Genomic DNA, 20,879 nt, shown 5'->3' with positions numbered 1-20,879 from the left:
AAAAATCACCAACGTCGGCCTCGCGCCGCACTGAGGAATTCATCAAGAATCGGATTGCAGTTGAGCAAATCCGGGGCGCCGGGTGGGTGAAACTCGGGGTGCCACTGCAGACCCAGCACATAGGGCTTGCCTTCAAGGCGGATCGCTTCGATCAGGCCATCTTCGGAACTGCGCGCCTCGACGCGCAGCCCTTTGCCGAGGGCCCTGATGGCCTGGTGATGAATCGAAATCACCTTGCTGCTGCCCGGTTCGGGATACAGCCTGGCCAGGCCGCTGCCGGCTTCCCAGATGATGTTGTGGGCGTGCTTGTCGTAGTCCTCGTTTACATGGATCTGCGGTGCTTCGTACTGTGTGGCGATGTCCTGGTACAAGGTGCCGCCCAGCGCCACGTTGATCAGCTGGGCGCCCCGGCAAATGCCGAGCACCGGCCGGCCGGCTTCCATGAATTCGTGGAGCAGTTCCATTTCATAGGCATCGCGCAGGCGGTCGCCTGCCCACTCGGCTTGCAGCGGTTGTTCGCCATAGGATTGCGGGCTGATATCGGCACCGCCCTGCAGGACCAGCCCGTCGAGGTATTGCGGATAGTCGGACAGGCGGATGCTGCTGCGGTGCACGATGCCGTCACCACTGACCGAGGGGATCATGAAAACCATCACCTCGCGTGACATCACCCAATGCGCTACCGACTGTTCAAGGTATTGCAGCGATTTGGACTGCAGCCCGGTGGCGCCGGGCAGCGGATGGTAAATCCGGGCCGAAAGCCCGATGCGCAAAGGGCGTCTGCTCATGATGTGCCTCCTTTATTCTCTGCCGGTACTTGGTTGTTGGCCGAGGTCGGAAGTCGAGTCGCCTCGCCAAATCCCTTGATTGCCGTTTGAGTTGCCAGCGGGCCAAATAATTGCATCAGCAGGATCGTTGCCATCAGCATGCCAACCAGCTTCGCATCCATGCCGCCATAGAGCATCTGGGTGTTGACCAGAAGCACCAGGGCGATGCTCGACATCGGTTGAAGTCCGATGCCCAGAAAAACGCTCTCACGCACCGTCAGGCCTATGCTCTTGCGCGAAACCAGGATGGCCAGCACCTGCCCGGCCAGTCGTGCCAGGGCAATCAGAATGGCTTCCAGCCAATAGTCTCGCAGATAGGCAATGTCGAGCGCGGCCCCGGCGAGCACGAAAGTGATGACCAGAAAAACCCGGGCGTCACTGGCAATCCGAATGGCGATGACCTTGTGGTCACGGTCAATGGTGCTGACCAGGATGCCAAAGATCAGCATGGGAAGAAAGACCGAGACATCCAGATAAATGGCGGTACCCACACCGAGCACGATGGTGCCGAGAATCAGCAGATGCTGGTGTTCAGCCTGTCTTTCCAGTCGATCGGCGCCCAGCAGGACCAATCCGGCGCAGGCACCACCGAGAACGACAGAGCCGATGATGCTGCCCAGGGCATTGCTGATGCGGGCGAAGCCACTGAGCGGCTCGCTGTCGATCAGGAAGGGGACAAGCAGGACCACCGCCGCAAAAGCAACGGCACCGTTGATTGCCACCATGGTGTAAAGCAAGCCGGTGCGCTCGCCTTTGGCCCCGACGTCGCTGCAGGTGGCAATGGTGATGGCCGGTGAAGTGGCCACACAAAGCGCTGCTGCGAACAAGGCGGAACCGGTGGAAAAGCCCCAGTAGAGAAACAACAGCAATACCAGCAAGCCAGCCATCAGCGAAATGGCGCAGCCTGCCAGCAAGCGGTTGCGTCCGGCCTCCGGGGTGCTGCGCGGAACCAGGTAACCCAGTTCGAAGAGAATCAGCCCCAGCGCCAGGTCGATGAAAAGCTGGGCCGACTCGATGTCAAAGTGCGTTACCCAATTCAGGCCGCTCTGACCGACCAGCAAGCCGAACAGCACGTAGCCTGTCGTTCGCGGCAAGGCAAGAACTCTTCTCGACACTTCGCCTGCGGCCAAACCACCTAACAGCACCAGACCGAAGAGTTGGATCGAGTTGAACATAAAAAATGGGGGGCAAGCCCCCCCGAAAACCCTTGTCGATAAGGATTGTTGTAAAAGCAGTAAAAACTGCATTGGTTAGCAATATAATTTGAGCCCCAAATTAGTGCAACCGATCATTTACATGAATGAACCTACGCCGCCATTGGCACTTGAAGTTCTGCAGCAGTTCCGGGTGATTTATGGAACCATGCGCCGGTATTTTCGCGAGCTTGAAGAGTGTTGCGGGCTGCCCGGGTCCCAGATGTGGGTTCTTCAGGAGGTTGAGCGGACGCCGGAAATCGGCATCACCGAACTCGCCGGCAGGCTGGGCATCCATCAGTCGACATGCAGTCAGTTGGTCGACAAGCTGGTGTCCAGGGACTGCCTTGTCAAGCAGCGGCAAAGCGTCGATCAGCGACGTGTTGGGCTCTTCCTGGCGGACGAGGGAAGAAAGGCCATTGCCTCGCTTCCGGGGCCGGCCGAAGGCGTTCTGCCCGAGGCTCTGGCGAGCATTCCCGATGTCGCTCTAAAAACATTGAATATCAATCTAGCTGAATTGATTGATCATCTGCCGGTCAAGGACGAAGAATTCGCCTCGACACCGCTGGCGGAAATGGTGCGTGATTAAGGTGCGAATAACTCCATATTTTCGCGCGGCCATATTTGGACTTTCATTCTCGATAGCTTTCTTGTCGGGGTGTGGCACGACGTCTCAACCGGAGCGGCCGGTTCAGCAAGTGCTCAAGCCGCCGATGCCCTCCGAAGCGAAATCCGACTCGCCACCGGGCAGCACATCCAGCCTGTCCGAGAAAAAAGCCGAGCCCGAAATCGATGAAAAGATGAGTGTTTTCTTTGTTTTCGGTTCAAGCACCGTTGGCCAAAGTGAAAAGAGCAAACTGCGGGATGCAGCAAGCCGGCTGAAAGAGGATGGCGACTGGTCAGTCACCCTGATCGGGCGCGCCAATGACCATGGGAGTCGCTCGGTCAATCTGGCGGTGGCTGATGCGCGGGTTGAGGCTGTTGCCGCCATTTTGAGAAAGCTCGGTGTGAAAGCGTGGCAGATCAAAAAGAACGTAATCGGTGGCGAAAAACTGCCGCGCAATTGTGTGTCGACAGAGTGCCGCCGGACGATGCGTCGCGTCGAGCTTTTGATTTCAAAAGACAAATAGAAAAGTCGAGCTGCTGGCTGCGCGATCGCTTAACCAAATACTGTGATCTTCAGCTTTTCCAGGAAATTCAGCTCGGCCCACCAGGCCAGGCCTCTTTCCCGGAATTCGCAGCCCTTTTCTGTCAGGGACAGTTTGATGGCGCCGAATTCGGTTTTGCCGCTGTCGGCGATGAAGCCGGAGTCCATCAGGAATTGGGCGATGGCCGGTTGGACTTGCTGGCCGGAGAGCGTCCAGCGCGAGCCGTAGCCATCATCGTCGCCGCTCAGCATGAGGATAGGCTCGAAGGGGCCCATCAGGCGAAGCACCTGCAGGGTTTCGGCGCGCTGCGGGATGGTGGAGGAATGCATGGCCTTGGCTGGAGGGTCAATACGGGATTCGACCCGGATTGGCCGCCCAGTGTTCCAGCGGTTCGAGCGCGCCGGGCGTCGGGTGGTGTTCCATGACGATGCTGCGTGATGAAAAGTGGCGGTTCAGTTCGCTGTACAGCTCGTCGTCGCAGAAGCCGATGGCCGCCGCTTCGGCCCGGCTGTTGGCGAAGACGATGCGGTCGATGTGCGCCCAGTAGGCAGCGGAGAGGCACATCGGGCAAGGTTCGCTCGAGGCGTAGAGGGTGCAGCCGTGCAGGTGGAAGCTGTTGGCGCCGGTACAGGCTGCACGGATGGCGCTGATTTCGGCGTGGGCCGTCGGGTCGTGGCTGGCGACGACGCGGTTCCAGCCTTCGGCGATGATCTGGCCGTCGCGCACTATGACTGCGCCGAACGGGCCGCCTTCGCCGCTTTCGCTGCCGAGTCGGGCCAATTCGATGGCGCGGGCGAGAAACTGGTCGTCGAGGTTCATCGGAACGATCCTTCCTGAGGGCCGGGCGATCAAATAGTCGATGTTATTATACGGCCCCCATCATGGCGGCGGCATTTGCCCCGCCGCAATCAGGCATGCGTCTCACCAAACTCAAACTCGCCGGCTTCAAGTCCTTCGTCGATCCGACCTCGGTGGCCGTTCCCGGCCAGCTCGTCGGCGTCGTTGGCCCCAATGGCTGCGGCAAATCCAACATCATGGATGCCGTACGCTGGGTGCTGGGCGAGTCCAAGGCTTCGGAGCTGCGTGGCGAGTCGATGATGGACGTCATCTTCAACGGCTCGTCGAACCGCAAGCCGGTGTCGCGAGCCTCGGTCGAACTGATTTTCGAGAACCTGCTCGGCCGGGCGCTCGGCCAGTGGTCGCAATACACCGAACTGTCGGTCAAGCGCACGCTGACGCGGCAAGGGCAGTCGGACTACTTCATCAATAATTTGAAGGTCCGCCGTAAGGACATCACCGATCTCTTCCTCGGCACCGGCCTTGGGCCGCGCGCCTACGCCATCATTGGCCAGGGCATGATTTCGCGCATCATCGAGGCGCGGCCGGACGACCTGCGCGTTTTCCTCGAAGAAGCCGCCGGCGTCACGCGCTACAAGGAACGGCGCAAGGAAACGAACGGCCGTCTGGAAGACACCCGCGAAAACCTGCTGCGCGTCGAGGATATTCGCCTCGAACTCGGTAACCAGATGGAACGCCTCGAAGCGCAGGCCGAAGTGGCGCGGCGTTACCAAGGGCTGAACGAACAACTGGTGCTGCGCCAGCAAGTGTTGTGGCTGCTCAAGAAGCGCGAGGCCGAGGCGGAGCGGCAAAAGCTGTCGCTCGAAGTCGAGCGCGCTGTCACCGATCTCGAAGCGCAAAGCGCCGCCCTGCGCGAAACCGAGGCACGTGCCGAGGAAACCCGCGAGGCGCATTTCGCAGCCGGCGACGCGCTGCACAACGCGCAAAGCGACATGTACACGGCGAACGCCGAAGTCGCCCGGCTCGAGGCGGAAATCCGCCATCGCCGCGAATCGCGCAGTCAGCTTGAAGCGCGTCTGACCCAGCTCGAAGACGAGCTCAAGCACTGGGGCGAAACGGCTGAGAAGCTCACGGTCGACCGGCAAAAGTGGGAAGAGACGCAGGAAATCACCAAGCTGCGCGTCGAGGAAGCCGAGGCGAAGCTGCATGAGCAGATGAACATCGCGCCGCAGGTCGAGGAAGACCACGCTCAGGCGCAGGAAGAGCTGCAACGTCTCAAGACGCGGTCGACCAACGGCGAGCAGAAGCTCGAGGTTGAGCTGACCAACAAGTCACACGCCCAGCGTGCGCTGCAAGCCATTATTCAGCGCCGCGAACGGCTGCGCGAGGAAACCGGCGGCATCAACCCGCCGGACGAACTCGACCTCGCCGAGAAGGAAGAAGAACTGGCCCTGCTGCGCGAGGAACTGGCCGGCGATCAGGACCAGCTGCAGCAATTGCAGCAGGAAATGCCGCAGCTTGAAGCACGGCGCAAGGAAGCGCAGGCCGAAGTGCTGCGCATCGAGCGCGAACTGGCGGCCGGGCAGGCCCGCCGTGCGGCGCTCGAGCAAATGCAGGCGCGGACGCAGCAGAGCGGCAAGCTGCCGGAATGGCTGCGTCGCCACGATCTCGAAAACGCGCCGCCGCTGTGGCAAAAGATTCACGTCGAAGCCGGCTGGGAAGAGGCGGTCGAGGCGGTGCTGCGCGAGCGTTTGAGCGCCATCGCCTGCGACGATCCGGCCAAGCTCGACGCCTGGCTGCACGACCGGCCGGAAGCGCGGCTCAGTGTGGTGCTGCCGGGCGATTTCGATTTTGGCCAAAATTTCCGGTTGACCGTGGAAGTGCTCTCCTCGCGCGTGCGCAGCGATTTGCCGGCGGTTCAGGCGGCGCTCGACGACTGGCTCGGTCAGGTGCGCATGGCTGAAACGCTGGCCGAGGCGCTGGCCCTGCGCGCCGATCTGCCGCCAGGGGCGGTCATCGTGACGCGCGGCGGCGATCTGGTCAGCGCTGCCAGCGTCACCTTCTTCGCGCCGGATCAGGGCGAACACGGCCTGCTCGAACGTCAGCGCGAGATCGAAACACTGGGCGAGGGCATCGCCATGGCCGAGGAAAAGGCCGACGCTATCCGCGAGCAGCTGGTCATGTTCGACGAGCAAGTCGAGGACAAGCAGGCCGAGATGGGCGAAATTCGTCAATATGTCACCGACCGCCAGCAGCGCGTGCATGCCGTGCAGATGGAAGTGCTCAAACTGTCGCAGACCATCGAGCGGCACAAGGAACAGAAGGCCCGCCTGCAGGAGCAACTGGCCGAACTGGCCGAGGAAGAAGAGAGCGAACGCGAGCGCGACATGTCGGCCGACGAGCGCATCGCGGAAATCCGCGACGGTTTGAGCCGCATTCGCGTGTTGGTCCACGGCGCGCAAACGCGGCTCGATGAGTGCGAAAGTGCCGTGCGCGCCGAGCGCGAGCGCAATTCCGACCTCGACCGCGCCTTGCGTGAGGCGCAGTTCTCGCTGCGCGAAAGCGACGGCAAGCTGCAGGACGTTTTCGCCCAGCAGGCCATGGCCCAGCGCGAACTGAACCGGATTGAAAAAGATCGCGCCCAGTGCGCCGAGCAGGTCGAGGCGGCGCCGCCGGATGTCATGGAAGGCGCGCTGCAAGCGGCGCTCGAAGCACGGCAGGCAGCGGAAAAAATACTGGCCGAAACGCGCGATGCGCTGGAAGCGGCAACCAACGCGCTGCGTGGCTTCGAAGAGCAGCGCATGCGTATCGAACAGGGCCTCGAACCGTTACGCGTGCGGATCGGCGATCTCAAGTTGAAAGAGCAGGCGGCAGCGCTCAATACCGAGCAGTTCGCCATGCAACTGCTCGAAGCCGGCGCCAACGAGGAAGCGCTGCAGGCAGAATTGGGCAACGCGCGGCCAGCGGGTTTGCAAGGCGAAATCACCCGCCTGACCAACGCCATCGCCGAGCTCGGTGCCGTCAACATGGCGGCCCTGCAGGAACTGGAAACGGCGACCGAGCGCAAGGGCTATCTCGACATGCAGGCGGCCGACCTCAACGAGGCCATGGAAACGCTGGAAAATGCCATCCGTCGCATTGACCGCGAAACGCGTGACCTGCTGAAATCGACCTTCGATACGGTGAACGGCCATTTCGGCCAACTTTTCCCTGAACTCTTCGGCGGTGGCCGGGCCGAGCTGGTGATGACCGGCGACGAAATTCTCGATGCCGGCGTCCAGGTCATCGCCCAGCCGCCGGGCAAGAAAAACTCGACCATCCATCTGCTGTCGGGTGGCGAAAAGGCGCTGACGGCGATTGCGCTGGTCTTCTCGATGTTCCAGCTCAATCCGGCGCCGTTTTGCCTGCTCGACGAGGTCGATGCGCCGCTTGACGACAGCAATACCGAACGTTTCTGCACCATGGTGAAGAAAATGTCAGGTGCAACGCAATTCCTGTTCATTTCCCATAATAAAATCGCCATGGAAATGGCCGAACAGCTGGTCGGCGTCACCATGCAGGAATCCGGCGTGTCGCGCGTGGTGGAAGTGGATATTCAGGAAGCTTTGAAAATGAGGGATGCGGCTTAAATGACCGAGCTTCAACTAGGTTTGATCGGGCTGGGCGCGACGGCGGTGGTCGGCGTGTTTGGCTACAACAAATGGCAGGAATACCGGCAGCGCAAGCTCGCCGAAGCGGTGCTCAAGCCGCATCACGCCGATGTTTTGCTGGGTGATGGGCCGAAGTCGTCGTCACCACCGGCCGTCGCCGAACGCAGCGAGCCGGAAATCCGTGTCGATGCCTCGCCAAGGCTGGCGGTGCGCCTTGAGCCGGTCTTCGTCGATCCGCATCCAACCATGCCGTCGCCTGACATGATTGCCGCGGCGGACGAAATTCCCTTGCCCGAAGCGCCGGTTTTCGAACCCCCGGCGGCGCCGGTCGTGCCGGCACCAATGCCGGAAGCAGCCCCGGCACCCATGTTCGCGCAGGCTCCGGCGGACATCTCGGACGACGCGCCGGACGATGTTCCGTACACTCCCGCTGGCGCCTTGCCGACCGAACTGCTCGACCCGAGGCTCGAATTCATCGTCGCCATGGAACTGGTCGAACCGGTTTCCGCCATGGATATCATCCATTCACAGCGTCCGGCGCTGGTCCGCCTGAACAAGCCGGTGCATTGGATCGGCTACAACGAACGTAGCCGCGAATGGGAGCGCCTGGCGCCCGATAGCGAGCTCAAGCTGCGCCGCCTGCGCGTCGGCCTGCAGCTGGTCAATCGTCAGGGGCCGCTCTCCGACGGCGATATGGTCATTTTCACCAACGCCATGCAGGCGCTGGCCGACGAACTGATGGCCGTGGCTGACATGCCATCGTCGCGCGTCCTCGATCAGGCGGCCGAAATCGATCAGTTCTGTGCCGCAGTCGACCTCGAAATCGGCCTCAATCTGGTCAGCCGCGCCAGCGCCTTCTCGGGAACCAAGATTCGCGCCCTGGCCGAAGCGGCCGGCCTGGTGCTCGGCCTGGGCGGCGTCTTCACGCGCTATGATGACAATGGTCGCGTCCTGTTCAGCCTGCAAAACTACGAAAGTACGCAATTCTCGGCCGACACGTTGCGCACACTGACGACGCATGGCCTGACTTTCCTGCTCGACGTGCCGCGTGTTGATCACGGCGAGCGCACCTTCATGCAGATGACCGAGATCGCCAAGCGCTTCGCCGATACGCTCAACGGCGCGCTGGTCGATGACAATCGCCAGCCGCTCAGCGATTCGCAGCTCGACCACATCCGTCGGGAATTCATTGGCAAGCCGCAGGCAACGATGGCCAGTTACGGCCTGATCGCCGGTTCGCCCCAGGCCCTGCGGCTGTTCTCCTGATGGTGGTACCTGTCGAGGCAGCGGAGCGTGCGGCTGAGCTGCGCGCCGAGCTGGAACGCCACAACCACGCCTATTACGTCCTCGATACGCCAAGCATTCCGGATGCCGAGTACGACAAGCTGTTCCGCGAATTGCAGGGGCTGGAAACTGAATATCCCGAGCTGCTGACCGCCGATTCGCCGACCCAGCGCGTCGGTGGAGCTCCGCTCAAGGAATTCCCGCCGCGCCGGCACGGCGTGCCCATGCTGTCACTCAACAACGCCTTCGCCCCGGAAGAGGTCGAAGCCTTCGACAAGCGCGTGCGCGACGGGCTGGAAACGATTGCTGCAGTGGACTACGCCGTCGAACCGAAATTCGACGGCCTGGCCATCAGCCTGACCTACGAAAACGGTGTCTTCAGCTGCGGCGCAACGCGTGGCGATGGTGTGACCGGCGAGGAGGTGACGCCCAATCTACGTACCCTGCGCTGCATTCCGCTGCGTCTGCACGGCGAGGGCTGGCCGGCGCTGGTCGAGATACGCGGCGAAGTGCTCATGTTCAAGGCCGATTTCGCCGAACTCAACGCCCGTCAGCGTGAACGCGGCGACAAGGAATTCGCCAACCCGCGCAACGCCGCCGCCGGCAGCCTGCGCCAGCTCGATTCGAAAATCACCGCCGCCCGGCCGCTGTCCTTCTTCGCCTACGGCGTCGGGGCAGGGGCGGATTCGCTGGCGGTCAGGACGCACAGCGAATTGATGGACAAACTGGCGGGCTGGGGTTTCCCGGTGGCCGTCGAGCGCGCCGTCGTGACCGGTTCTCGCGGTCAACTGGAATTTTTTGCCAAAATTGGAATGCTGCGGCCGAGCCTGCCCTACGACATCGATGGCGTGGTGTACAAGGTCAATCGCCTCGATTGGCAGGCGCGCCTCGGTTTCATCTCGCGCGCGCCGCGTTTTGCCATCGCCCACAAATTTCCGGCCGAAGAGGCGCTCACCGAAGTGCTCGGCATTGATGTCCAGGTCGGACGGACCGGCGCGATTACCCCGGTCGCCCGTCTCAAGCCGGTCTTCGTCGGCGGCGTCACCGTCACCAACGCGACGCTGCATAACGAAGACGAAGTGCGTCGCAAGGACGTGCGCGTTGGCGATACGGTCATCGTCCGGCGGGCTGGCGACGTCATTCCGGAAGTGGTGTCAGTGGTGCTCGAAAAACGTCCGATGCTTGATTTGGTGACGCCTGAGCACAATGCGTGGGATTTGCTGAAACTCTATCCTGATTGCCCGGAGTGCCATTCGGCTATCGTTAAGGGCATCGACGAGGCCATCGCCCGCTGTACCGGCGGCCTCTATTGCCCGGCCCAGCGCAAGCAGGCGCTGTGGCACTACGCGGCGCGCCGGGCCATGGACATCGAAGGCCTCGGCGACAAGATTGTCGATCAACTGGTCGATGCCGGGCTGGTCCATACGCCGGCCGATCTTTACGGCCTGAGCGTAGAAACGCTGGCCGGGCTCGAACGCATGGGTGAAAAGTCGGCGCTGAACCTGGTTGCCGCCATTGACCATAGCCGGCAGACGACGCTGGCCCGCTTCATCTTTGCGCTCGGCATCCGCAACGTCGGCGAGGCGACAGCACGCGATCTGGCCAGATATTTCGGCAACCTCAATGGCATAATGGCGGCCGATGTCGAAGCGCTGCAGCAGGTGCCCGATGTCGGGCCGATTGTCGCGGCCAGCATCGTCGCTTTCTTCAATGAGTCACATAACCGTGAAATCATTGCCCAGCTACTCGCCGCCGGCCTGCACTGGACGGAAGGCGAACCGACCGACGCCGGGCCAAAGCGGCTGGCCGGCAAGACGCTGGTCCTGACCGGTACGCTGCCGACGCTCAAACGCGACGACGCCAAGGCGATGATCGAAGCAGCCGGTGGCAAGGTGGCAGGCTCGGTATCGAAAAAAACTGATTTCGTTGTGGCTGGCGAGGAAGCCGGCTCCAAGCTGGAAAAAGCGCTGGAGTTGGGCGTGCCGGTAATCGATGAAGCTGAATTGTTGAAATTGCTCGAAAATGGAGTCGAAAAATGAAAAAAGTTCGCAAAGCCGTATTTCCCGTCGCTGGCATGGGCACCCGCTTTTTGCCAGCCACCAAGGCCAGCCCGAAGGAAATGCTGCCCATTGTCGACAAGCCCTTGATCCAATTTGCGGTCGAGGAAGCGGTTGCCGCCGGCATCACCGACATGGTCTTCGTGACCGGCCGTTCGAAGCGCTCGATCGAAGATCACTTCGACAAGGCCTACGAACTGGAAAGCGAACTCGAAGCCCGGGGCAAGAGCGAATTGCTCGACTTCGTGCGCAACATGATTCCCAAGAACATCAACTGCATCTACATCCGCCAGGCCGAAGCGCTCGGCCTTGGTCATGCCGTGCTGTGCGCCAAGCCGGTGATCGGCGACGAACCGTTTGCCGTGATCCTTGCCGATGACTTGCTCGACGGCAAACCAGCGGTCATGAAGCAGATGACCGATACCTATGATTACTACCGTTGCTCAGTGCTCGGCGTACAGGACGTGCCGCGTGCCGACACGCGCAGCTACGGCATCGTCGATGCCCGCGCCGTGGCTGATCGGGTCGAGCAGATCAATGCCATCGTCGAGAAGCCGAAGCCCGAGGATGCGCCGTCGACGCTGGCCGTGGTTGGTCGCTACATTCTGACGCCGCGCATTTTCCATCATCTTGAAAACGTCAAGCCGGGGGCTGGCGGCGAAATCCAGCTGACCGACGGCATCGCCTCGCTGCTCAGCGAAGAGCAGGTTCTTGCCTATCGCTACGACGGAACGCGCTACGATTGCGGTTCCAAGCTGGGCTACCTGCAGGCGACGGTCGTTTTCGGCCAGCGCCACCCGGAGGTCGGGGCGGAATTCGATGCTTACCTGAAGAGCCTTGGAGGCTGAATGGATTTGAAAAAAGCACAGGCCATGCTGGCCAATGCCGAACTGATTCACAGCGAAGCTACTGTGCAGGGGGCTGTGGCCGAAGTCGCTGCAGCCATTCGCGAACGGCTGGCCGACAAATACCCGCTGGTCCTTTGTGTGATGACCGGCGGGGTGGTTTTCTGCGGTCAACTGCTCACCAAACTCGATTTTCCGCTCGACTTCGACTACCTGCACGCCACGCGCTACGGCCCGGAAACGCAGGGCGGCAAGATTTCCTGGCGCTCGGCGCCATGGACCTCGGTCAAGGGGCGCTCGGTGCTGGTTGTCGACGACATTCTCGATGAAGGCGTGACGCTCGCCGCCGTCAAGGAAAGCCTGCGCCGCATGGGGGCCGAAGAGGTGCTGACCGCCGTCTTCGCCGACAAGCTCAACGGCAAGATCAAACCGATTGCCGCCGATTTCGTCGGCCTGACCGTGCCCGACCGCTTTGTCTTCGGCTTCGGCATGGATGCCGGCGGCGTCTGGCGCAACCTGCCGGCTGTCTATGCCATGAAGGACGATGCATGAGCGGTGCAACAGTTGCCGAGTTCATCGGCTACTGGGAAAACGAGGGCCAAGCTTACGTCCGACGCGGCGATTATGACTGGATGGCGGCGCTGGTCCCTGGCCGGCGGGTGCTAGAAATCGGCTGCGGCGTCGGCTTTGCCACGCAGGCCCTGGCCAGGCGTGGCTTGGTGGTGCTCTCCATCGATTCGCTGGCCGAATGCCTGGAGCTGACGCGACAACGCGTTAAAGGTGGCGATGTAACGCTACTGCAGGCCGATCTGACTGCATTGTCCGATGAACAGCGTGCCACCATCGAAGCCTTCGCGCCCGATAGCGTGGTCTGCTGGCTAATGGGTGCGCCTGCCGAAACGACTGGCGCGGTGGCTACCGATTCCGGCCGCGCGGTGATTGCCTACCGTGAAAAGCTGCATCGTCTGGTCGCCGAGCTGGCCGCCAGCCTGCCGACCGTGCAGACGCTCCATTTCGTCGATCGCACGGCAATTCCGTGGCAGGCCAAGGATATTGGCCGCGATACGCTGGTCAGCTACCATGCTGGCAAGACCCTGCTTGACCTGCCCCTCGTCGCCGAACGCAGGCATGCGCTATATCGCAAGCTGGGCGACGACACGGTCAATAACACTCAAAACCGCAAACAGCACCCGTCGCTCAAGGGCGTGGTGCCGACGCTGGCTTCGTTGCTGGTGGAAAGGAAAAAATAATATGTTGGCAATCATCGGCGGCAGCGGCCTGACAACGCTGTCCAATCTCGACGTTTCGCATCGTGAAGTTGTTCGCACTCCCTATGGCGAAGCATCCGGCGCCCTGGTTTTCGGGCAAATATGTGGCCAGCCGGCAGTCTTCCTGCCGCGTCACGGCTACGGCCACACCATTCCGCCGCACATGGTCAATTACCGGGCCAATATGTGGGCACTGCACCACCACAAGGTGATTGGCGTCATTTCGGTGGCCTCGGTCGGCAGCATTCGCCCCGACCTGCAGCCGGGCGACATCGTCCTGCCCGACCAGATCATCGACTACACCTGGGGCCGCAAATCGACGATGTTCGACGGTAACGGCACGCCGGTGACGCACGTCGACTTTACCGAACCATACGACGCCGAACTGCGTCGCCGCATTCTGGCGGCTGGACAGCAATTGAGCATCGACATCAAGGTCGACGCGGTCTATGCCGCGACGCAAGGTCCGCGTCTCGAAACCGCTGCAGAAATCAATCGCCTCGAGCGTGACGGGGCCGACGTGGTCGGCATGACGGGCATGCCGGAAGCCATTCTGGCCCGCGAACTCGGCTTGCCCTATGCCGCGATCAACGTCGTGGCCAACCATGCAGCGGGCCGCGGCAGCAGTGTCAACGGCATCCACTTCGAAAGCCTGGAGCACGTCCTCCACGAGGCGATGGGGCGGGTCAAGTCGGTCATCGAGAAACTGGTTGGCAGTACCGATAGCTGCCAGCCGATGGGAATGTCGGTTTAAGCGGATCTTCTGTAAGCGGCATTCAGCCGCTTGCCCAAGACCTAGACCTTCAGGCGTTCCATCAGCTCAGTTTCCAGGCGGATGCGTTTGCCGGTGTCGCGCAGGTCACCGCCGCTGATCAGGAAAACGTCTTCGGCCCGTTCGCCGAGCGTCGTGATCTTGGCGGTATGCAGGTTGGCACCGTGCTCGGCCAGGGTGTTGGCGACGGTGTAGAGCAGGCCGGGGCGGTCGGCGGCGACCAGCGACAGGATGAAATGCGATCCTTTTTCGTCGCCGCGGATGCCGACTTCGGGTTTGATCGGAAAGTGCTTGACCTGCCGTGACAGGCGACCGGCCGACGGCACATCAATTGGCATCTGCTGGACCAGGCGCTGTTCCAGTTCGTGCTCGATGTAAGCGACCATTTCCCGGTCGCTGTCGCGATTTTCGACATCCAGAACGACAAAGCTGTCGAGTGCATAGCCGTGCGCGGTCGTGTGAATCTTGGCGTCGACGATGCTGTAGCCGGCGCGGGCGAAGAAGCCGACGATGCGGGCGAAAAGGTCGGGCTGGTCCTGGGTGTAGACCATCACCTGGAGGCCTTCGCCTTCCTGGTACGGGCGGGCACGGACGACCGGCTGGTTGTTGTAGATACGGTAGTGCAGCGAGCGCGTGTGCCAGGCGATTTCTTCAGCAGAGTGGCGCAGGAAATAGACGGTATCAAGTTGTTTCCACAGGCGCTCGTGGACCGTGTCGGACAGTGCAAAGAAGCGTAGCAGGCGCATTGCTTCGGCCTGGCGCTCGGCAATGACACCGTGCGCAGCGGGCGCTTCGCCACGGTTCAGATGGTGCTGGGTCAGGTAATAGAGATCGGCCAGCAGCTTGCCTTTCCAGTGGTTCCACACTTTTGGGCTGGTGCCGCGGATGTCGGCGTGGGTCAGCAGATAAAGCGCCTGCAGGTGGCGGATGTCGCCGACCAGTTTGACGAAGTTGGCGATAACGTCGGGATCGCTGAGGTCTTCCTTCTGGGCGACTTGCGACATGACCAGGTGGTTTTTGACCAGCCAGACGACCAGTTCGGTGTCTTCCACGGTCAACCGGTGATTTTGGCAAAATTCCAAAGCGTCGACGGTGCCCAGTTCAGAGTGATCGCCACCGCGGCCCTTGGCGATATCGTGGAACAGGGCGGCGACGTAGAGCAGCCACGGACGGTCCAGTTCGCTGACGATGCGCGAGCAGAGCGGGTATTCGTGGGCGAACTCGCTCATCGTGAAGCGGCGGATGTTGCGCAGGACTTGCAGGATGTGCTGGTCGACGGTGTAGACGTGGAACAGGTCGTGCTGCATCTGGCCGACAATGCGCCCGAAATTGGGCAGGTAGGCGCCGAGAATGTCGAGCTGGTTCATGCGCCGGAATTCATGGATGATGCCGCGGTCGCTCTGCAGCAGCTTCAGGAACATCGCACGGTTGGCCGGATCGGCGCGGAATTCCGGAGTCATCAGGTCGCGGGCCCGCCACAGGGCACGCAGGGTGCGCGTAGTCATGCCGGACAGCTCGTGGGTTTCCTGCATGACCAGGAAGCTGTCGAATATGGCTGATGGATCTTTTTCGAACAGGGATTCGTCCCGGATGTCGAGCAGGTTGCCGACCATCTGGAAATTATCGTCGAGCGGCTGCGGCGTCTGTTCGTTTTCCGGGGTCAGCGCTGACGCCATGTTCTGCAGCAGGATGGTATTGAGCAGGCTGACCGTCTTGGCGTTGCGGTAGTAAACCTGCATGAGCTGCTCGGAGGCGCGCTTGGCTTCGTTCGAGACGAATCCGTACTTGGCGGCGAGGTTGCTCTGGTAGTCGAACAGCAGGCGGTCTTCACGTCGCCCGATCATCAAGTGCAGGCGAATGCGCAGGTGGGACAGGTATTCCTGGCACTCCCGCGCCTGATTCATGCCTTCCAGCGTGATGATGCCGTTCTTGTGCAACTCTTCCCAGGTCGACCCATAGCCCGCTGCCTTGGCGATCCAGAAAATGACCTGAAAATCGCGCAGGCCGCCCGGGGAGTCCTTGCAGTTAGGCTCCAGGCTGTACGGGGTCTCGTTGAAACGGAGGTAGCGTTCCTGTTGCTCGATCTGCTTGGCCTCACAAAAAACCAGCGGATCGAGATGGCCGCGCAAACGTTTCTCGAAGGTGGCGAACAGCTTGGCATTGCCGGTCAGCAGACGTGCCTCGAGCAGGGCTGTTTGCACCGTGATGTCGTTTTCGGCTTCGTTCAGGCAGTCCTGGATGGTCCGGACGCTGTGCCCGATCTCCAGGCCGATGTCCCAGAAGGAGCCGATCAGCCTTTCCAGTTTTTCCTGGAGAGCGCCGCTCGCATCCTTGGGGAGCAGGATCAGCAGGTCGATATCGGAGCCCGGGTAAAGTTCGCCGCGGCCGTAGCCGCCGACAGCAGCCAAGGCCAGGGTGGCCGGAAAATCGAACGAGGCCCAGAGTCTTTCGAGAACGCTGTCGACTTGCCGGCTACGTTCGGCGAGCAGCGCTTCGGCATTGCCGGTCCGTTCGTAATTTTCCTGAAGGCGGATCTGCGCCGCCTTGACTTCAGCCCGCAGGGCGGCGACATCGCAGGACATCAGTTGATCCAGTCAGGTTTGGCGCGGCCGCCGGCAGAAAGCGTCATGATTTCGTAGCCGGTTTCGGTGACCAGCACGGTGTGTTCCCATTGCGCCGAGAGGCTGCGGTCCTTGGTGACGATGGTCCAGCCATCGGCCATTTCGCGGATGGCGGCCTTGCCGGCGTTGATCATCGGCTCGACGGTGAAGATCATTCCCGGTTCGAGCTTCGGCCCGGTGCCGCCCTTGCCGTAGTGCAGCACCTGCGGATCTTCGTGGAATTTGGCGCCGATGCCGTGGCCGCAAAATTCGCGGACGACAGAACAGCCATTCTTTTCAGCATATTTCTGGATGATCGCGCCGATGTCGCCAAGATGGGCCCCCGGCTTGATGACTGAAATGCCCAGCCACATGCATTCGAAGGTGATTTCGCACAGGCGCTTGGCCTGGATCGAGCCTTCGCCAACGATGAACATCCGGCTGGTATCACCGTGATAGCCGTCCTTGATCGTCGTGATGTCGAGATTGATGATGTCGCCGTTCTTCAGCACGCGTTCGCCGGGAACGCCATGGCAAACCTGCTGATTGACCGAGGTGCAGATCGATTTGGGGTAGGGGTTGTAGCCCGACGGCGCGTAGTTGAGCGGGGCGGGGATGCAGCCCTGCACATCGACCATGTAGTCGTGGCAAAGCTTGTCGAGCTCTTCCGTGGTGACGCCGACCTTGACGTAGGGCGCGATGTAATCGAGGACTTCTCCGGCCAGACGCCCGGCAATTCTCATTTTTTCGATTTCTTCCGGGGTCTTGATGCTGATGCTCATGGCGGCTGTTCTGCGGTGCGTTGGTAAAGGACAAGGATAAATGATGGGGCGGGTTTCGCAAAGCCGGGAGCGGCCAAAGTGGCATACTCGCGCTCTTCGACTTGCGAATTTTTCGATGACGATTCTTCTGCTCGGCAAGGATGGCCAGGTTGGCTGGCAACTCCAGCGTTCGCTGGCGCCGCATGGGACTGTGGTCGCTTGTGGTCGCGCTCAATGCGATTTGGCCGATGCGGAGCAGATTCGTTCCGTTGTTCGTCAGGTTCGGCCATCGGTCATTGTCAACGCAACGGCTTACACCGCTGTGGACAAGGCCGAATCCGAACCCGGTCTGGCGCACCGGATCAATGCCAAGGCCCCCGGTGTTCTGGCCGAAGAAGCTGCTGTGCTTGGCGCCTTGCTGGTCCATTATTCGACCGATTACGTCTACGACGGCAGCAAATCATCGCCCTATGTCGAAAGCGACCCGCCTGCACCGCAAAGTGTTTACGGGCGGACCAAGCTGGCTGGCGAGGAGGCGATTCGTGCCGTCGGCGGCAAGTCGCTGATCTTCCGTACCAGCTGGGTGTTTGGCGCTCGTGGTGACAATTTCGTCAAGACCATCCTGCGTCTGGCGCGCGAAAAGGACAGCCTCAATGTCGTCGATGACCAGATCGGATCGCCGACCCCGGCCGCGCTGATCGCGACGGTGACCGGCGTCGTGCTGGCCATGGTTCGCCACGGTCAACCGGAAAAAATGGCCAAAAATGAAATCTACCATCTGGCCGCGGCACGGCCGGTCAGCTGGTGCGAGTTTGCCCGGACCGTTGTCAGGCTGGCCGGACAGATGCCGGGCTTTGATCTGCGCCTGAAGCCGGAGGCGATTCATGCCATCACGACGGCAGACTATCCGACGCCGGCCCGACGCCCGGCCAATTCGCGTCTCGACTGCACTCGCCTCGAAACCGACTTCGGCTTGCAGATGCCCGACTGGCAAGCTTATCTGGAGCGCATGCTGCAGTTGCTGGCGCTCAAGCAGAATGGTTATTGAGCTTCCGGAAAGCCTGTTCTGCTGCTATAATCCGCGGGTTTTTCTTAGCCGTTATGGCTGAAAAACGGTGGTCTGCACGGTGCAGGCAACCAAAATCCACACATCCGCCGATTAAGGGTGTCTGCCAGAATTCAACAATGGCGGGCGTTTCAGGCGGGTGGAGGTTCAACCCTTAAGGAGTTTTACAATGTCCGTTACCATGCGCGAAATGCTGGAAGCCGGTGTCCACTTCGGTCACCAAACCCGTTTCTGGTCCCCCAAGATGGCCCCGTATATCTTCGGTGCCCGCAACAAGATTCACATCGTCAACCTCGAAAAGACCCTGGCCAAGTACAACGAAGCCATGGCATTCGTGAAGAAGCTGTCGGCCAATCGCGGTTCCGTCATGTTCGTCGGCACCAAGCGTCAGGCTCGCGAAATCATCGGTGAAGAAGCGCAGCGCGCCAAATCCCCGTTCGTCGACCAGCGCTGGCTGGGCGGCATGCTGACCAACTTCAAGACCGTCAAGACTTCGATCAAGCGTCTGAAGGACATGGAAATCGCTGTTGAAGCCGGCGAACTCGAAAAGATGCCGAAGAAGGAAGCGCTGACCTTCCGTCGCGAACTGGAAAAGCTCCAGAAGTCCATCGGTGGCATCAAGGAAATGGCCGGCCTGCCGGATGCCATTTTCGTCATCGACGTCGGCTACCACAAGATTGCCATCACCGAAGCCAGTAAGCTGGGTATTCCGGTCATCGGCGTGGTCGATACCAACCACTCTCCGGACGGCGTTGCTTACGTCATTCCGGGTAACGACGACTCTTCCCGCGCCATCCAGCTCTACGCCCGCGGCGTGGCCGATGCCATCCTCGAAGGTCGCAATCAGGTCATGCAGGAAATCGTTAGCGCCGGTGGCGATGACGAATTCGTCGAAGTCGTCGACACAGCTGAATAAAGTTGTAACGGCGGAGCGCTAAGCTCCGCCTGTTTTAAAAGCTCAGGAGAAAAAATATGGCGGCAATTACCGCAGGCATGGTGGCAGAACTGCGCGGCAAGACCGACGCGCCCATGATGGAATGCAAGAAGGCCTTGACTGAAGCCGATGGCGACATGGGCAAGGCTGAAGAGATCCTCCGCGTCAAGCTCGGAAACAAGGCATCCAAGGCCGCGACCCGCGTCGCAGCTGAAGGCATCGTCGCCGTCAGCATTTCTGCCGATGGCAAGCTTGGTGCGATCATCGAAGTCAATAGCGAAACCGACTTCGTTGCCAAGAACGACGAATTCATCGCGCTGGCCAATGGCTCAGCCAAGCTGGTTGCAGACAAGAACCCGGCCGACGTCGCTGCGCTGTCCGCGCTGCCGATGGGCGAGGGTACTGTTGATTCGACCCGTGCTGCTCTGGTCGGCAAGATCGGCGAGAACATGTCGATCCGCCGCTTTGCCCGTTTTGAAGCCAAGGGCAAGCTGGTTTCCTACATCCACGGTGGTGCCAAGGTTGGTGTCGTGATCGACGTGGTTGGCGGTGACGAGCAGTTGGCCAAGGATCTGGCGATGCATATCGCTGCCTCCAAGCCGAAGGCGCTGGATGCATCGGGTGTTTCCCAGGAACTTCTGGACACTGAGCGTCGTATCGCCATCGAGAAGGCCCGCGCTGACAACAAGCCGGAAGCCATGCTCGAGAAGATTGCCGAAGGTACCGTCCAGAAATATCTGAAGGACGTTACCCTGCTGGCTCAAGTCTTCGTCAAGGCTGCCGACGGCAAGCAAACCATCGAACAACTGCTCAAAGCGAAAGGCGCATCCGTCGCTGGCTTCGCGCTGTTCCTGGTTGGCGAAGGCATCGAGAAGAAGGTTGATGACTTTGCTGCTGAAGTCGCGGCCCAGGCTGCTGCCGCTGCTGCCAAGAAGTAATTGAAAGGAACGCCGATGTCTGCACCCAAGTACAAGCGAATTCTCCTGAAACTCTCCGGCGAGGCCCTCATGGGCAATGACGCCTACGGCATCAACCCGCAGACCATCGCGGGTATCTGCGGAGAGATCAAGGCGGTCGCCGACATGGGTGTGGAAATCGGTGTCGTGATCGGCGGTGGCAACATCTTCCGCGGCATGGCCGGTACGGCCACCGGGATGGATAGAGCCACTGCAGATTACATGGGTATGCTGGCCACGGTGATGAACGCCATGGCGCTGTCCGACGCTTTCCGCCAGTGCGGCCTCAATGCCCGCGTGCAGTCGGCGCTGAACATCGAGCAGGTTGTCGAGCCGTATATCCGCGGCAAGGCCATCCGCTACCTTGAAGAAGGCAAGATCGTCATCTTCGGTGCCGGTACCGGCAACCCCTTCTTTACCACCGATACCGCTGCAGCATTGCGCGGCTCGGAAATCGGCGCTGAAATCGTCCTCAAGGCGACCAAGGTCGATGGTATTTACTCGGCCGATCCCAAGAAGGATCCGCTGGCGACCCGTTACGACAAAATCAGCTTCAACGAAGCGATCTCCAAGAATCTGGCAGTCATGGATGCGACTGCTTTTGCGCTGTGTCGCGATCAAAAATTGCCGATCAACGTGTTTTCCATCTTCAAGACCGGTGCGCTGAAGCGCGTGGTCTGTGGCGAAGATGAAGGTACGCTGGTCTATTGCTGAGGGAGA

19 protein-coding genes are annotated in these 20,879 nt (G+C 60.9%); 13 read left to right on the top strand and 6 right to left on the bottom strand.

The genetic code is table 11. From position 1 onward, the window contains the following. Positions 1-5 precede the first annotated feature (5 nt). Entirely contained in the window at positions 6-788 is a 783-nt protein-coding gene (locus tag WBK19_RS08030; RefSeq protein WP_511288605.1) for a gamma-glutamyl-gamma-aminobutyrate hydrolase family protein, read from the bottom strand. Continuing rightward, on the bottom strand, positions 785-2,002 hold the full coding sequence (locus WBK19_RS08025; protein ID WP_511288603.1) for a cation:proton antiporter: 1,218 nt from the start codon (positions 2,000-2,002) through the stop codon (positions 785-787). The genes WBK19_RS08030 and WBK19_RS08025 overlap by 4 nt, the downstream gene beginning before the upstream one ends. An 88-nt stretch (positions 2,003-2,090) precedes the next feature. Here WBK19_RS08025 and WBK19_RS08020 point away from each other — a divergent pair, with 88 nt between their 5' ends. Next, a complete protein-coding gene (locus tag WBK19_RS08020) occupies positions 2,091-2,609 on the top strand; it encodes a MarR family winged helix-turn-helix transcriptional regulator (protein WP_511288601.1) in 519 nt (172 codons plus the stop codon). Continuing rightward, the gene (locus WBK19_RS08015; RefSeq protein ID WP_511288599.1) at positions 2,602-3,150 is read left to right on the top strand and encodes an OmpA family protein; all 549 of its coding nucleotides are present in this window, start codon (positions 2,602-2,604) and stop codon (positions 3,148-3,150) included. Before WBK19_RS08020 ends, WBK19_RS08015 begins: the two co-directional genes overlap by 8 nt. 29 nt (positions 3,151-3,179) lie before the next feature. Here the strand turns inward: WBK19_RS08015 and WBK19_RS08010 are convergent, their stop codons facing one another. Next, complete coding sequence (locus WBK19_RS08010; protein WP_511288598.1) at positions 3,180-3,497, bottom strand: hypothetical protein; 318 nt, start codon at positions 3,495-3,497, stop codon at positions 3,180-3,182. A gap of 16 nt (positions 3,498-3,513) precedes the next feature. Beyond that, the gene (locus WBK19_RS08005; RefSeq protein WP_511288596.1) at positions 3,514-3,987 is read right to left on the bottom strand and encodes a nucleoside deaminase; all 474 of its coding nucleotides are present in this window, start codon (positions 3,985-3,987) and stop codon (positions 3,514-3,516) included. Positions 3,988-4,082: 95 nt separating this feature from the next. Between WBK19_RS08005 and smc the strand changes: the two genes are divergently transcribed. Genes smc through WBK19_RS07970 form a run of 7 tightly spaced genes read left to right on the top strand, consistent with a single transcriptional unit; the run spans position 4,083 to position 13,824 of the window. Beyond that, positions 4,083-7,595 carry a chromosome segregation protein SMC gene (smc, locus tag WBK19_RS08000; RefSeq protein ID WP_511288594.1) on the top strand — a complete coding sequence of 1,171 codons (3,513 nt, stop codon included), beginning with the start codon at positions 4,083-4,085 and terminating at the stop codon, positions 7,593-7,595. Then, entirely contained in the window at positions 7,596-8,882 is a 1,287-nt protein-coding gene (locus tag WBK19_RS07995; RefSeq protein ID WP_511288592.1) for a cell division protein ZipA C-terminal FtsZ-binding domain-containing protein, read from the top strand. It abuts the gene before it with no gap. Beyond that, on the top strand, positions 8,882-10,939 hold the full coding sequence (gene ligA / locus WBK19_RS07990) for an NAD-dependent DNA ligase LigA (protein ID WP_511288590.1): 2,058 nt from the start codon (positions 8,882-8,884) through the stop codon (positions 10,937-10,939). Before WBK19_RS07995 ends, ligA begins: the two co-directional genes overlap by 1 nt. Then, positions 10,936-11,805, top strand: coding sequence for a UTP--glucose-1-phosphate uridylyltransferase GalU (gene galU, locus WBK19_RS07985; RefSeq protein ID WP_511288588.1), 870 nt, complete (start codon positions 10,936-10,938; stop codon positions 11,803-11,805). Before ligA ends, galU begins: the two co-directional genes overlap by 4 nt. Further along, positions 11,806-12,354 carry a hypoxanthine-guanine phosphoribosyltransferase gene (locus WBK19_RS07980; RefSeq protein WP_511288586.1) on the top strand — a complete coding sequence of 183 codons (549 nt, stop codon included), beginning with the start codon at positions 11,806-11,808 and terminating at the stop codon, positions 12,352-12,354. Further along, positions 12,351-13,052, top strand: coding sequence for a class I SAM-dependent methyltransferase (locus WBK19_RS07975; protein ID WP_511288584.1), 702 nt, complete (start codon positions 12,351-12,353; stop codon positions 13,050-13,052). Before WBK19_RS07980 ends, WBK19_RS07975 begins: the two co-directional genes overlap by 4 nt. A gap of 1 nt (position 13,053) precedes the next feature. Beyond that, entirely contained in the window at positions 13,054-13,824 is a 771-nt protein-coding gene (locus WBK19_RS07970; RefSeq protein ID WP_511288582.1) for an S-methyl-5'-thioinosine phosphorylase, read from the top strand. Between the two features lie 41 nt (positions 13,825-13,865). Here the strand turns inward: WBK19_RS07970 and WBK19_RS07965 are convergent, their stop codons facing one another. Together WBK19_RS07965 and map are read right to left on the bottom strand one after the other, a co-directional pair. After that, positions 13,866-16,424: a [protein-PII] uridylyltransferase gene (locus tag WBK19_RS07965; protein ID WP_511288580.1), complete on the bottom strand. Its 2,559-nt coding sequence runs from the start codon at positions 16,422-16,424 to the stop codon at positions 13,866-13,868. Further along, complete coding sequence (gene map / locus WBK19_RS07960) at positions 16,424-17,224, bottom strand: type I methionyl aminopeptidase (protein WP_511288578.1); 801 nt, start codon at positions 17,222-17,224, stop codon at positions 16,424-16,426. The genes WBK19_RS07965 and map overlap by 1 nt, the downstream gene beginning before the upstream one ends. 115 nt (positions 17,225-17,339) lie before the next feature. Between map and rfbD the strand changes: the two genes are divergently transcribed. The 4 genes from rfbD (at position 17,340) to pyrH (ending at position 20,873) form a co-directional block, all read left to right on the top strand. Continuing rightward, entirely contained in the window at positions 17,340-18,251 is a 912-nt protein-coding gene (gene rfbD, locus WBK19_RS07955; RefSeq protein ID WP_511288576.1) for a dTDP-4-dehydrorhamnose reductase, read from the top strand. Between the two features lie 187 nt (positions 18,252-18,438). Further along, the gene (rpsB, locus tag WBK19_RS07950) at positions 18,439-19,185 is read left to right on the top strand and encodes a 30S ribosomal protein S2 (RefSeq protein WP_511288575.1); all 747 of its coding nucleotides are present in this window, start codon (positions 18,439-18,441) and stop codon (positions 19,183-19,185) included. 56 nt (positions 19,186-19,241) lie between these two features. Further along, on the top strand, positions 19,242-20,141 hold the full coding sequence (tsf, locus tag WBK19_RS07945) for a translation elongation factor Ts (RefSeq protein ID WP_511288573.1): 900 nt from the start codon (positions 19,242-19,244) through the stop codon (positions 20,139-20,141). Positions 20,142-20,156: 15 nt separating this feature from the next. Further along, positions 20,157-20,873 carry a UMP kinase gene (gene pyrH, locus WBK19_RS07940; RefSeq protein WP_226495333.1) on the top strand — a complete coding sequence of 239 codons (717 nt, stop codon included), beginning with the start codon at positions 20,157-20,159 and terminating at the stop codon, positions 20,871-20,873. Positions 20,874-20,879 lie beyond the last annotated feature (6 nt).

This window comes from Azonexus sp. (genome assembly GCF_049652925.1).
Lineage (GTDB): Bacteria > Pseudomonadota > Gammaproteobacteria > Burkholderiales > Rhodocyclaceae > Azonexus.
This window is presented reverse-complemented; position numbering and strand designations above follow the sequence as displayed.

Coding starts and splice junctions, on each gene's coding strand:
- WBK19_RS08030 (WP_511288605.1), bottom strand. CDS start 788: ATGAGCAGACGCCCTTTGCGCATCGGGCTTTCGGCCCGGATTTACCAT.
- WBK19_RS08025 (WP_511288603.1), bottom strand. CDS start 2,002: ATGTTCAACTCGATCCAACTCTTCGGTCTGGTGCTGTTAGGTGGTTTG.
- WBK19_RS08010 (WP_511288598.1), bottom strand. CDS start 3,497: ATGCATTCCTCCACCATCCCGCAGCGCGCCGAAACCCTGCAGGTGCTT.
- WBK19_RS08005 (WP_511288596.1), bottom strand. CDS start 3,987: ATGAACCTCGACGACCAGTTTCTCGCCCGCGCCATCGAATTGGCCCGA.
- smc (WP_511288594.1), top strand. CDS start 4,083: ATGCGTCTCACCAAACTCAAACTCGCCGGCTTCAAGTCCTTCGTCGAT.
- WBK19_RS07995 (WP_511288592.1), top strand. CDS start 7,596: ATGACCGAGCTTCAACTAGGTTTGATCGGGCTGGGCGCGACGGCGGTG.
- ligA (WP_511288590.1), top strand. CDS start 8,882: ATGGTGGTACCTGTCGAGGCAGCGGAGCGTGCGGCTGAGCTGCGCGCC.
- galU (WP_511288588.1), top strand. CDS start 10,936: ATGAAAAAAGTTCGCAAAGCCGTATTTCCCGTCGCTGGCATGGGCACC.
- WBK19_RS07980 (WP_511288586.1), top strand. CDS start 11,806: ATGGATTTGAAAAAAGCACAGGCCATGCTGGCCAATGCCGAACTGATT.
- WBK19_RS07975 (WP_511288584.1), top strand. CDS start 12,351: ATGAGCGGTGCAACAGTTGCCGAGTTCATCGGCTACTGGGAAAACGAG.
- WBK19_RS07970 (WP_511288582.1), top strand. CDS start 13,054: ATGTTGGCAATCATCGGCGGCAGCGGCCTGACAACGCTGTCCAATCTC.
- WBK19_RS07965 (WP_511288580.1), bottom strand. CDS start 16,424: ATGTCCTGCGATGTCGCCGCCCTGCGGGCTGAAGTCAAGGCGGCGCAG.
- map (WP_511288578.1), bottom strand. CDS start 17,224: ATGAGCATCAGCATCAAGACCCCGGAAGAAATCGAAAAAATGAGAATT.
- rfbD (WP_511288576.1), top strand. CDS start 17,340: ATGACGATTCTTCTGCTCGGCAAGGATGGCCAGGTTGGCTGGCAACTC.
- rpsB (WP_511288575.1), top strand. CDS start 18,439: ATGTCCGTTACCATGCGCGAAATGCTGGAAGCCGGTGTCCACTTCGGT.
- tsf (WP_511288573.1), top strand. CDS start 19,242: ATGGCGGCAATTACCGCAGGCATGGTGGCAGAACTGCGCGGCAAGACC.
- pyrH (WP_226495333.1), top strand. CDS start 20,157: ATGTCTGCACCCAAGTACAAGCGAATTCTCCTGAAACTCTCCGGCGAG.